Here is a 12,630-nt window from a genome sequence, read left to right as displayed (position 1 = left end):
GACTACGCCCAGCCGATTTTATTTTTTCTCAGCCAATCCCAGCCAACGCGCCAAAGCCGCTAGCGAAAAACCTTGAATCAACACGGACATCACTACAATAAAACTGATCAGGACAAAAATCTCTCCTGCCTCTTTGATACCGGCCGCCAACGGGAAAGTTGCCAGTACGATAGGTACGGAACCCCGCAGGCCCACCCAGGAAACCAGCAGCTTTTCCTTAAAACTGATCTTGGCCCACAGCAAACTGATGAAGACGCTGACCGGGCGGGCTACAAACATCAGAAACAAACTGATAGCCACGGCTACACTGGCCAAGGACGACAATTCGGCGCGATAGGGTACTGACAGCATGCCCAAGGTTAAAAACATAATGATCTGCATCAGCCAGGCGAAGCTGTCATGGAAGGCATTGATGTAGTGGTGGTGGGTAACCTCCCGGTTCCCGGCCACAATGCCGGCCACGTAAACCGCCAGAAAACCATTGCCATGCATAAACGTAGCGCCGCTATACGTAAGCAGCACCAATGCTATGGAGGCGATGGCATACAACCCGGCCGAGCTTAAGCCCATGTGATTCAGCAACCAGACCATGAAACGCCCACCGCCATAACCCAGGGCCACACCGATCAACAGTTGCATAACCAGAAACAGGCCGCCTTCCAGAAAAGCCGATTCGGCCCCGGTCGAATAATTCAGCAAGGTAACGGTCAATAACACTGCCATCGGATCGTTGCTGCTGGACTCCAACTCAAGCAACGGTTGCAACTTGCCTTTCAAGACGATGTGACTGGAGCGCAGCACGGAAAACACCGCGGCAGCATCCGTGGAAGAGACGATCGCGGCCAGCAACAGGCCTTGAGGCAACGTGATGCCATGCACGCCCAGCGAAAACGTACTGAACGAGCCGAGGATAAACCAGGCAAAACCGCCCAGTAGCAGCATGGTGATAAACACGCCCAGAGTGGACAAGCATAATCCCTGCCACAACACCGGGCGTATATTGGGCCAATGCGAATCCAGGCCGCCGGTAAACAAAATAAAAATCAGCGCAAAATCGCCGATAAATTTTGCAATTTCCGGGCTATGCAGTTCAGGTCCGCCAAATTCGCCGATCAGCCAGCCGGTCAATAGAAAAAACAGCAGCGAAGGAATGCCCACTTTGCTGGCCAGTTTGCTGGAAAACACGCTGATTAATAATAAGCTGGCACCAACCAGGCTGACTAATTCAATGGAGGGCATGGGTGATTCTCTGTGATCCGGAATTCATGGTAATTAAGATGTATGGGTATATGAGCTATCTTGCAAGCCTAAGCACGCATGTTCGGTCCGATCAAATCGTGTCTTACTTCCCACGTCGATTTGTGGCGTGCCGGTAAACAGCGGCGATTGCCTCACTTGTCGTGAAGCGGTAAAGTCTGAGGCCGGAGTGTAAGCGCATGGCCCAGCTGAAAACGGAAATTTTTGGTATTGGGCGCGCATCCGCCGCCAAATTGGCTTTCGATTGCCGACAATATAGTCGGAATCTAAGCATGCCGGCTATTTATACGATCTAAACACCATGGCTATGAACCGATTCAAAAACATCCTGTATGTCGCCGAATTTGCCGTCGACCAGCGTCCGGCTATCGAGCGGGTGATGGCGCTGGCCGCAAATAACCAAGCCAGATTGACGTTTTTACAGGTCGTCGAACAACCGCGTCTGGGCGCTTTGCTTGACCTTTACACGCCGGAGCAAGTCGACAATCAGCTGCGCGAGCAGGAGCGCCATAAGCTGGAGGCTTTACTGCTTGGCTACAGCAGCGTCAATCCCGTTGATGTGCAAATCCGGGTTGGCAGCCCTTTTATCGAAATCGTGCGTCAGACCCTGGATGGCGACCATGATTTGGTCATCAAATTGGCCGCTGGCGACCATGGTATCCATGATCATTTGTTCGGCAGTACGGACATGCATTTGCTGCGCAAGTGCCCGCGCCCGGTCTGGTTGATGCGGTCGGAACAAAAAACCAATTCTGCCAAAATTATGGCCGCCGTCGATTTCGATCCCTGGTCGGCGGACGCGGCGATTGACGGATTGAACCGCAGAATTTTGGAACTCGCCAGTTCCGTAGCGCTCGCCGATTTTGCCGAACTGCATCTGGTACACGTTTGGGACTCGATGCTGAGCGCGTGGGCAGGCGATATTCCACATAAAACCGTCGAAATGCAGATTGAAGCCGAAAGAGTCCGCTACCAGTCCGGGCTCGATGGCTTGGCCGCTAAATTACGGCATTGGATAGGCGATGAGGCTTACAATTACTTGTCGCCACAGCTGCACTTGGTCAGAGGGAGTGCGCGGGATGATATTCCGGCTTTGGCGGCAAGATTGGACGTCAACTTACTGGTGATGGGAACTGTGGCGCGTACCGGCATCAAAGGTTTGATCATCGGCAACACTGCTGAAGTTATCCTTAACGGTATCCAATGTTCAGTGCTCGCAGTCAAGCCGGACGGTTTTGTTTCTCCTTTGGCATGAACAGGGTTTGAGTCAGCTTTTGCCCTAAACCGAAGTTTTGCAGCTTCCGTATTAATCCAAGACATAGAAAATGAATTTTTTAAAATTTAATCCACGTATTTGTTTTTTCCTGGGCTTTGCCGCCTGCGCTGGGCTGTTGGCGGTCGGTGCTTATTTGCAATTTGTCGAAGAGCTGGAGCCTTGCCCGCTATGTATTTCACAGCGGTTGGCAATTTTGGCGACAGGCGTGATTTTTTTAATCGGTGGTTTGCATAATCGCGGCCGCAAAGTTTACGCGCTGTGCAGTGCCGCCGCGGCGCTGATTGGCTCCAGCGTTTCGGCCCGCCATGTCTGGTTGCAACATCTGCCGCCCGAAGAGGTGCCGGAATGCAGTCCGGGGCTGGAATACGTGTTTCAACATTTCCCGCTGGCGGATACGATCAAATTGATGCTCACCGGCACCGGCGAATGCGCGAAGATCGATTGGACCTTGCTGGGACTGAGTATTCCGGCCTGGACCTTATTCGCGTTTTTGTTGTTGGCGGGTTGGGCAAGCCTGCAGTTTTTTAACGATGCCGATCCCGTCTAGCTACGGGATTCGCAAATTGGTTCAGCTATGTCAAAAGCCGCCGGTGTCGGACCCCTGATTTTTTCGCGGCACCCCATTGTTGCAATTTCAGCAGTTACCGCGTCGAATCGATACAGCTTCGCAACAGGTTATGCACAAAAACGGGGCATAGCCTGCCCGGCATTGCTATAACGCCTGCGATATTTAACACAGATTAATTTTTTGCCTAAGTCATTGATTTATAATCGGCAAATTAGCTGGCTTAAATTTGCACAATTTAACAAATGTGTAATAAAAACCGACACTAAGCGTTTCCCTCAAAAGCCTATCCACAGAGTTATCCACAGCTTTTGTGGGTAACTCAGATTCCTCAATCCTGTTAACGACTTAGCTAGCTAATATCAAAAAAACATCACAAGACATGCCTAACTGTGAGACTTCCGGCAATTTAATTTTGAAAGTTGCTGTGCCAGTTCCGTTGGATGGTTTATTCGATTATCTGCCGCCAGCCGGCGTTAGTGTGCCCGCATGGCAAGTGGGTGTCAGAGTGTTGGTGCCCTTCGGTAAGCGCCAGCAGGTGGGGATTTTGCTAGCGGTCGCGGACAATTCCTGCGTCCGGATAGATAAACTCAAACCGGCCATCGCCATTATGGATGCCCAGCCGCTATTGGCTGACACCGACATCCGGTTATTACGCTGGGCCAGCCGCTATTATCACCACCCGATTGGTGAAGTGCTGGCTGCAGCGTTTCCGGTGGCCTTGCGCCAAGGCCGGCCGGCGTTACTGCAACACCAACCCTGTTTCGGCCTCAGCCCGCAGGGTCAGCTGGTTTCCCCGGAACAATTACGCCGCGCGCCCAAGCAACAAGCACTATTGGCTTTGTTGCAGGCCACCGGTAGTGCGATGACAGGTGCCGCGCTTAGTGCCTATAAGCCGGCGTTGAAGGCCTTGCTCGATAAGGGTTTGGTCATGGCGCAAGATCCCGTTGCGGGAGCCGGATTAGCCGTCACTAAGACCGCTTTACCGGCCAACCCCGAACAGCAGGCCGCTATCGATGCGGTCATCGCCAACCTGGGCCGCTTTGCCGTATCGTTGCTGGAGGGCGTGACCGGTAGCGGCAAAACCGAAGTGTATATGCAGATCATCGCCAAGGTCTTGGCGCAGGGTAAGCAAGTCCTGGTTTTACTGCCGGAAATCAGTCTGACGCCGCAATTGGAGCAGCGCTTTCTCAAGCGTTTTGCGGTGAACCTGGTGTCCACCCATTCCAAATTAACCGATAACCAGCGTTTGCAGGCCTGGCTGAGCATGCAACAAGGCCATGCCGCCATCATGCTCGGCACCCGGTCCGCGTTGTTTACGCCGATGCCGCGCCCCGGTCTGATCATTCTTGACGAAGAGCACGACAGCTCGTTCAAACAACAGGAAGGCTTCCGCTTTTCCGCGCGGGACGTCGCCATCGCCAGGGCCAAGGGTTTAGGCATTCCGGTACTACTGGGCTCGGCGACGCCGTCGCTGGAGAGCATGGCGAACGTCGCCCAGCACCGCTACCAACTGTTGCATTTGCCGAATCGGGCCGGCAATGCCACTGCGCCAAGTTTTCAGTTATTGGACATACGTAATAAACGCATGCAAGCCGGTCTGTCCGAACCGTTGTTGGCTGAAATTCAAGCCACGCTGGCCAAAAAACAACAAGCGCTGATTTTTCTCAACCGCCGCGGCTATGCGCCGGTGCAGATTTGCCATGGCTGCGGCTGGGTGTCGCGCTGCCGGCGTTGCGATGCCAATTTGGTAATTCACGCCGCCGACCGCTTGCTGCGCTGCCACCACTGCGGTAGCGAACAACCTTTGCTCAAGCAGTGCCCGGCCTGTAAAACCGGCGAACTACAGGCGCTAGGTTTGGGTACCGAACGTATCGAACAGACCCTGGCAAGCTTGTTTCCAGACAAGACGATAGTCCGCCTGGACCGAGACACGACGCAGCGTAAAGGTTCGCTGGAACAGTATCTGGAACAGATTCACGATGGCCAGGTCGATATAATTCTCGGGACGCAAATGCTCGCCAAGGGCCATCATTTTCCGGGGGTAACGCTGGTCGCCATTCTGGATATAGACAGCGGGCTGTTCAGCATTGATTACCACGGCAGCGAGCGGCTGGCGCAATTGATCGTGCAGGTTGCCGGCCGTGCCGGCCGCGCCGATCAACCCGGCAAGGTGGTATTGCAAACCCGGCATCCGCAACATCCCTTGCTGGAGACCTTGCTAAGCAAAGGCTATCGGGCTTTCGCACAAAGTGCGCTGCAGGAACGGCGGCAGGCCGGCTTGCCACCCTTCGGCCATCAGGCCTTGCTGCGAGCGCAAGCCGGCAAAGCCGAAGAGCCGCAACAATTTTTACAGGCGGTTTGTCAGAAAATCAGCGAGCTAAATCCCGGCAAAGTGCAGGTCCTGGGACCGGTGACGGCGCCGATGGCCAGGCGCGCAGGTTTGTTCCGTTACCAGTTGCTATTGCAGAGTCCGCAGCGCAAAGAATTGCACCATTTGCTGGACAATTTGTTGCCCGCCATTTATGCGCTGAAACAAGCCAAGAAGGTGCGCTGGTCGCTGGATGTCGATCCGGTGGACTTGTACTAGCCTGATCCGCCAAAATCCGGCGATTTAGTCCGGTTTATGTAATAATTCCCGCCCTTTACGATGGACCGTAGCAGAACCCATAGACATCTGAATCAGTAACTTAAGCGCCGTTGGATTGCACGCTTACAAACTAGGTGTCTATGCCTATAACTAAAATAAAGAAGGTATTTTTCAATGTGTTGGAGTGGAGAAGCGTCAGGCGTTCTGGCTGCCGCAGGTTTAACAACCGCCGTTTACGTGGCTTACAAAGGCGAATCCAAGGAATTATGGATTCCGTTAACTTATTTTGCCCTGATGGAACTGCTACAGGCGGCAACGTATGTGTATATCAATTTGTGCGATAACCCCAATAATCAGGTGCTCACCCTGCTCGGTTATCTGCATATCGCTTTCCAACCGTTTTTCGTGAATATGGTGGCGATGTACTTCATTCCGGAAAGCGTCAAATTAAAAATTAGAACCACGGTTTACACCTTATGTGCCATCAGTTCGCTGGCGATGCTGATTAAAATGTATCCGTTCGCCTGGGCCGGCGACTGCGTGCCCGGTACTGAAGGCTTTTGCGGTGTACAAACCTGTTCGGTGTCCGGCGAGTGGCACATTGCCTGGCAAATGCCTTTGAACGGCTTGATGTCGCAACCCGTGACTTGGTTGTTTGGCTTTAATTGGGGCTTGCATGCGTTTTCGTATATCCTGGCGGCGTTTTATCTACCTATCATGTATGGTTCCTGGCGCTTCGTGGCTTTCCATTATTTGATCGGCCCCTGGATTTCCGACGTCACCACCAACGATCCGAACGAGTATTGCGCGGTATGGTGTTTGTTCTCGATTGCGCTGTGCGTGTCGGTGATCAAAACTCCGATCAGAAAGCATTTGCACGTGAAGAAATGGCCGTTTTATCAACGTGAAGTTGGCGACAGCTTGTAAGATGGCTATCAGTAAACAGGATATTCTCGACGCATTTCAATTTCGTCACGCCTGTAAGGAATTCGACGCCGAGCGCAAAATCGCCGGCGCGGATTTCGATTTTATTTTAGAAGTTGCCAGGCTCTCGCCCAGTTCGTTTGGACTGGAGCCGTGGCAGTTTCTGGTCGTGCAAAACCCGGAATTACGGGAAAAACTGCGGGCGGTTACCTGGGGTGGGCAAAAGCAGCTGCCTACCGCCAGCCATGTGGTGTTGACGCTGGTCCGCAAAAGCCATTTCATGCGCTACGACAGCGCCTATCTGCAACACATCATGCGCGAGGTGCAGCAGTTTCCGGAAGACATCATCAGCCTGCGTAGCGGTTTGATCGAGAAATTTCAGCGCAGCGATTTTGACTTGCTGGGTTCCGAACGCACCCTAACCGATTGGGCCACCCGGCAAACCTATCTGCCGCTGGCCAATATGATGACGGTGGCGGCGCTGATCGGTATCGATTCCTGTCCGATAGAAGGTTTTGAGCGTGTGGAAGTAGAACGGATCTTGGCGGAAGACGCCGACGTAAATTTAGAACACTGGTCGGCGGCGTATATGGTGGCCTTCGGCTACCGGAAAAACCCGCCGGCGCGGCCGAAGACCCGGCAACAGCGCGATGCGGTGGTACGCTGGTTGGATTAATTCAGACGGCAGCCAATGAAATCGCTGTCGTTCAGCGACAGCGAGTAACGCGCCACAGGACGGCGCACCCCGATAAAGCGTTCCCGCCAATACGGCTGTCTTAAGTCAGACACCATCACCTGCCCGGTCCGACTACTCGGTGCATGCACGAACCGTTCATCGCCGATATAAATCCCCACATGCGAAAACGGCCGCTCGGTGGTGAAAAACAACAGATCGCCCGGTTGTTTTTGCTCGGGCTGTATGGCCGGCAATTGTCTGGCTAAGGATTGGGTGTCGCGCGGTAGGCGCACCCCCTGGCGGTTATAGACGTAATACACCAAACCGCTGCAATCGAAGCCTTGGCTGGGCGACTCCCCTCCGTAAACATAAGGGGCACCTTGTAATTGCAGCGCATCATTCGCTGCGATCCGGTTGCCGCCTTCGGGGGCGGGCAACACCGTCAGCGGCGCTTTTTCCTTGCTGGCGCAGCCGGTAAGCTGGCTGAGCATGGCAACCGCCACTATCTGAACCAGCAGTAATAAAGCGCGGCGGTAAGATAGACAGATGGACATCGGATTTATCGGCAACAAAATCATCAATTTGCATATTATAGACAGGCTATTCGCCGTCCGCTCACTGTATATTGCTAACTGGCTATGCATTTTGTAAACCCTGTCCGGATATTGAACGCCTTGGATCGGCCAAAAGCGGACTGTTGAGGTTCCTTTCTGTATGTCCAGTTCGGAGCGTATAACGCTTGATCAATGCTAATTGCACTCAGATGTAGGGCACGCACCGCGTATCATTGGAGCCTTCATGGTAGCAAAAGCCAGAGGGTACGCGGTGCGTATCCTACCGGGCTGCCTAACTTCGCGGCAGACGCGGCCCGAAATGCAACATCGATGTCAGCAAGGGACGCTGGCTTACCGTTCAACAAAATAACCGCCGCGTCGGGAACGCTGACCTTCACAGGAGCCATACCTTGACCCTGAGCACGCACATTCAGTGCGACAAAAACCAGCAGCAGAAATGAAATGGCTACCCGTGAGACAGTCGTTCCTCTTACAGCGTCGGCAAAGGGGTGTTGGCGTTCAAGGCTGGAATCCTCGAAAACACGTCAGCCATGAAATCCATGAACACGATCGCTCGCGTGGGGAGCAGTCTGTTGGCCACATAGACGATCTGCACCGGGACGGGCGGAACAGCATAGCCCGTCAGGATGAACTGCAATCGACCACTGTTCAACCCGTCCTCAAACAGCCACGCAGGTCCATGTCCCACCCCTAAACCTGCCGTGACCGCAGCGCCTACGGCGTCGGGCGAGTTGACCCTGAGCCTGCCGGAGACCGGAATGTCAGTGTCCCGGAAGCGCCATGTCGCGCCAGACGCCAGCAAGGTGTAGATGACGCAGTCGTGGTCGCGCAGGTCATCCGGTGTCTGCGGGATTCCGCGTTTGGCCAGATAGTCCTTGCTGGCCACGAAGACGCGGTCGTACCATCCAAGACGCCGAGCGCGCAGGGCGCTGTCCTCCAGGTGTCCGATGCGAATGGCGAGTTCGGTCCCTTCATTGACCAGGTCCACGTAACGATCGTTGAGCTGAAGATCCAACGTCAATTGGGGGTACCGCTCCAAAAACGTCGGTACGTGCGGCAATACGAATGCGTGTGCGAGCGCCGTCGGGCAGGCTACGCGCAAGAGCCCCGATGGCTCGACGTTGTTCCTGAAGGACGATTCGGATTCATCCACCGCATCTAGGATTCGCCGGATGTCCGCGTAGTAGCGTTGGCCCTCCGGCGTCAAAGACAGTTTTCGCGTGGACCGGTGGAGCAGACGCGTCTGCAAATGATCTTCCAGCGCTGCCACATAGCGGCTGACATTGGGTTGCCCTAGGCCCAGGTCGCGCCCTGCGGCGGAAAAGCTTCCGGTTTCTACGGCGCGCGCGAAGCATGTCATCAAAAGAAGTCGGTCCATGTCGTTACCTCCATTCATGCGGATTTAGCATGAATTATATACAAAAGTACGATCTTATCTATTTATGAGTATGAGCGCATCATTTCGCCTTGTCGACCATGTCGGTCGTCATTCACAGGAGAAATCAATGTCACGCTTGCAAGGTAAACGTACTCTCATCACTGGCGGCACCAGTGGCATCGGGCTGGAAACTGCAAAGCAGTTTCTAGCGGAAGGCGCCCGCGTCATCGTCACGGGCGTCAATCCCGATTCGATCGCAAAGGCCCAAGCCGAACTGGGACCCGAAGTTCTGGTGCTGCGCGCCGACTCGGCCAGCGTCGCCGCGCAAAAGGAACTGGCACAAGTCATCAAGGACCACTACGGCCAACTAGACGTTGCCTTCCTCAATGCCGGCGTATCTGTCTGGCTGCCCATCGAGGAATGGACGGAAGAGATGTTCGACCGCTCTTTCGACATCAATGTCAAGGGCCCCTACTTCCTGCTGCAGGCACTGCTCCCGGTCTTCGCGAATCCCGCCTCCGTCGTGCTCACCACTTCCGTCAGCGCGCATGCAGGCGCAGACCGCTCGTCCGTGTATGCCGCCACTAAGGCTGCGTTCCTGAATATGTCGAAGACGCTTTCAACTGAATTGCTGGGACGCGGCATTCGTGTCAACGCGGTTAGCCCCGGACCGGTCGCGACGCCGCTGTACGACAAACTCGGGATTCCTGAGGCGTACCGCGACCAGGTCAACAAAGATATTGCGGCGAGCATTCCGCTTGGCCGCTTCGGTACGGCCGACGAGGTGGCCAAAGCCGTGCTGTATCTGGCTTCCGATGAGTCGCGCTGGACGGTGGGCTCCGAAATCGTCGTTGACGGCGGCCGCCTGCTGAATGGTTAAGCGCGCAGCCCAGACGTTCGGCGAAAGCGACTTGGCTCGGGCTGAGTCAACGAGGCGCTGAAGGCCTGCTTCAGCGCTGAGCGACAGCCCCCCAGTCCAAGCACAGGAAACAGCGGTACGCGGGGAAAAAACCGTGCCCTGTTTCCCCTCCATAAACCATCTAGAGCCTCACATCACTATGACTGTACTTACCCTGATAAGCCACCCGCTGTGCCCCTTCGTCCAGCGCGCCGCGATCGTGCTTCTTGAGAAGGGCGTGGAATTCGATCGGATAAACGTCGATCTGTCAGCCAGGCCAAACTGGTTCCTGGCACTTTCGCCGACCGGCAAGGTGCCGTTGCTCAAGGTGCGCCAGGCTAATGCGGAGGACGCGACCCTGTTCGAAAGCGTGGTCATCTGCGAGTTCCTCAACGAAACGCAAGGCGGCGTGCCGATGTACCCCGCTGATGCACTGCCTCGCGCCCAGCACCGCGCGTGGATCGAGTTTGCCACCCAGACCTTCGCCGAAGGCTGGCAGTTCCTCCTCGCTCGCGACTCTGAGACCGCCGATGCCAAGCGCGCCGCCTTCCGCGACCGGCTCGGCAAGCTGGAGTCAGAACTAGGCACGGGGCCATATTTCGCCGGCGCGGCCTTTGGCATGGTCGATGCGGTTTACGCCCCGCTCTTCCGTTACTTCGGAATCATCGACGCGACGGTCGCGCATCAGATCTTCGACGGCCTTCCGCGCATTTCGGGCTGGCGCACGGCGCTTGCGGCGCGCCCCAGCGTGAGGGATGCCGTCGTCGAAGACTATGCCGATCGTTTTCAGACGCATCTCCGTCAGCAAGGAGCGCTCATCGCTGCAGCCTAACAAGGAATTCGTTAGTTTCCGTACATCTACCAAAAAATGGTCTTCGAAAAAATAATTTTTGATCATCATGTGATTATCTATTCTGTATATCATCGGTGAAAGTTAGTTATGGCTGGTAATGTTCAAATTGCAGCCATTGAATCACTTTAGGCGATAGATCGATTTGGGTCTATTGTGACAATTCATCACTTCCAGAAACCGTCATTTTCTACTGGCATACTCAAACTGCAAAAGCCAAGGTATTATTTGGCTTTTGCCAACCAGGGACGCGCCAGTAACAGCAAACTAAGCAGGCTACAAAAAACCATGTAGTGTGAGTAACGAAAATCGGGTGAAGGGGCTGCCAGCATCAAGCCAAATTCATGCAGAATGGCGCTGGAAGTTAGGCAAATGACTTCGATATTGACAGTCACGCCACGAAATGCGGCGGCAAAAAATAGACAAATTGTCAGCACGAAATAAGGCCAGGGTTGAAAAAACCAGTATTCGACATACTTCGACATACCAGCCTCTAGCCACTCCTGTAATTTGGTCGTTTGCGGATGGGAACCATAGACTTGTTCTAAGTCGCTGGGAAAATCTTTAGCCATTATCACCGGGCTCCAGCTGTTATCCGGCACCAGACCCAGGACATATTTCGATACAGCTAAGCGGTGACGCACCCATAAAACCGGCTCTGCGAGTAGGGTGTGTATCCACAGCGTATGCAGGGTTTGCCGTTGCTGGTCGGAGAGGCTTTCAAAGCCATGGATCTGCGATTCCATCGAATTTGTTGGCAGCTGCAAGGTGGGCGGCTTGGTGCGGAAAACCTCCCGCCAATACATCGGCGTATAGGCTTTTAGCAAGGGCTCGACAGAACCTGTTGAATTTAGGCTGCCAGCCAATTGATCGAAAATAGCTTGTTGTCTGCCTTTATCTTCAAGCCTTTTGATAACGCCGGCAATATCAAATGAGGCGTTGGCGACCCAGGGATAGGTATGTCGGTCGGCAAGCCGGTTGTTTATCGCTCCGGTCGCTACAAATAAGATCAGCGTAAGCGCCGCGCCAGGAACGGCTGCGCGTACCAAGCCGAATAGGCTGTTTTTGGGATATAAGCGATATAAAGCAAAGCTGAGTATGGGGATTGTTGCGAACAATGCATTGTGTCTGATCAAGATGGCTAACCATAAAACCAAAACTATCAGTGCGAGTAACAGAAACGCAATGCGCGGGGTTTGTTCGTCATGATTTCTTATATGCCCCGCAATGCCAAAAGCGCTGAATAGCGCGCCCCACATCAGCATGTCTTTCAAAATCGCGCCGCTGATACCGAACAACGGCGGCAAAAATAATATTGCGCCAAGTAATGGCGCTAAGGCCTTGCCGCCATAGGGCTTAAAAAAGGCTTGAAAGGTCAGGTAGGCGCCGGTCCACACCAAACCGAGTTGTAGAAACAGCATGCCCGCAGGGCCCGGCACGATGTTGTCGGTGACGCGCCAAATAAGCGCCATTAACGGCGGATGCCAGTCGGAATAGACGCCTTCGCGGGCTTCAAGGATTTGATTGACCGCGTCATAGCACATGAAGCCCGGATACATGATGCCGAAATGGGCTAAGAATCCGCCGATAAAAATCAATTCAATTCGCTGCATTCGCACAAGCACGCCTATTTTTTGGGTC

The 12,630-nt window shown here is 54.2% G+C and carries 11 protein-coding genes; 7 read left to right on the top strand and 4 right to left on the bottom strand.

The annotated features are described in order from the left end of the window. Positions 1-18: 18 nt before the first annotated feature. Complete coding sequence (locus tag EBB_RS02250) at positions 19-1,239, bottom strand: potassium/proton antiporter (RefSeq protein ID WP_192392276.1); 1,221 nt, start codon at positions 1,237-1,239, stop codon at positions 19-21. 319 nt (positions 1,240-1,558) lie between these two features. Here EBB_RS02250 and EBB_RS02245 point away from each other — a divergent pair, with 319 nt between their 5' ends. The 5 genes from EBB_RS02245 to EBB_RS02225 all read left to right on the top strand — a co-directional run bounded on the left by EBB_RS02245 (position 1,559) and on the right by EBB_RS02225 (position 7,288). Further along, positions 1,559-2,512: a universal stress protein gene (locus EBB_RS02245; protein ID WP_192392275.1), complete on the top strand. Its 954-nt coding sequence runs from the start codon at positions 1,559-1,561 to the stop codon at positions 2,510-2,512. A 70-nt stretch (positions 2,513-2,582) separates the two neighbouring features. Beyond that, on the top strand, positions 2,583-3,080 hold the full coding sequence (locus EBB_RS02240; RefSeq protein WP_192392274.1) for a disulfide bond formation protein B: 498 nt from the start codon (positions 2,583-2,585) through the stop codon (positions 3,078-3,080). Positions 3,081-3,480: 400 nt separating this feature from the next. Then, the gene (locus tag EBB_RS02235; protein ID WP_192392273.1) at positions 3,481-5,688 is read left to right on the top strand and encodes a primosomal protein N'; all 2,208 of its coding nucleotides are present in this window, start codon (positions 3,481-3,483) and stop codon (positions 5,686-5,688) included. Between the two features lie 174 nt (positions 5,689-5,862). Beyond that, a complete protein-coding gene (locus EBB_RS02230; protein ID WP_192392272.1) occupies positions 5,863-6,615 on the top strand; it encodes a DUF5765 domain-containing protein in 753 nt (250 codons plus the stop codon). Between the two features lies 1 nt (position 6,616). Next, positions 6,617-7,288: an NAD(P)H-dependent oxidoreductase gene (locus EBB_RS02225; RefSeq protein WP_192392271.1), complete on the top strand. Its 672-nt coding sequence runs from the start codon at positions 6,617-6,619 to the stop codon at positions 7,286-7,288. Here EBB_RS02225 and EBB_RS02220 read toward each other — a convergent pair. Next, the gene (locus EBB_RS02220) at positions 7,285-7,842 is read right to left on the bottom strand and encodes a C40 family peptidase (protein WP_225587205.1); all 558 of its coding nucleotides are present in this window, start codon (positions 7,840-7,842) and stop codon (positions 7,285-7,287) included. The two genes, EBB_RS02225 and EBB_RS02220, sit on opposite strands and share 4 nt — an antisense overlap. Before the next feature lie 490 nt (positions 7,843-8,332). Next, a complete protein-coding gene (locus EBB_RS02215; protein WP_192392270.1) occupies positions 8,333-9,241 on the bottom strand; it encodes a LysR family transcriptional regulator in 909 nt (302 codons plus the stop codon). A gap of 127 nt (positions 9,242-9,368) precedes the next feature. On the opposite strand from EBB_RS02215, the gene EBB_RS02210 reads away from it, so the two are divergent. Continuing rightward, on the top strand, positions 9,369-10,121 hold the full coding sequence (locus EBB_RS02210) for an SDR family oxidoreductase (RefSeq protein ID WP_192392269.1): 753 nt from the start codon (positions 9,369-9,371) through the stop codon (positions 10,119-10,121). A 178-nt stretch (positions 10,122-10,299) separates the two neighbouring features. Then, complete coding sequence (locus EBB_RS02205) at positions 10,300-10,971, top strand: glutathione S-transferase family protein (RefSeq protein WP_223146786.1); 672 nt, start codon at positions 10,300-10,302, stop codon at positions 10,969-10,971. Positions 10,972-11,213: 242 nt separating this feature from the next. On the opposite strand, the gene EBB_RS02200 is transcribed toward EBB_RS02205, so the two are convergent. Continuing rightward, entirely contained in the window at positions 11,214-12,602 is a 1,389-nt protein-coding gene (locus EBB_RS02200) for a hypothetical protein (protein ID WP_192392268.1), read from the bottom strand. Positions 12,603-12,630: the final 28 nt, after the last annotated feature.

Origin of the sequence: Methylomonas fluvii (assembly GCF_014850975.1) — a bacterium.
Taxonomy (GTDB): domain Bacteria; phylum Pseudomonadota; class Gammaproteobacteria; order Methylococcales; family Methylomonadaceae; genus Methylomonas; species Methylomonas fluvii.
The sequence above is the reverse complement of the archived record's forward strand: the minus strand, read 5'-3'. Positions and strand labels throughout refer to the sequence as shown.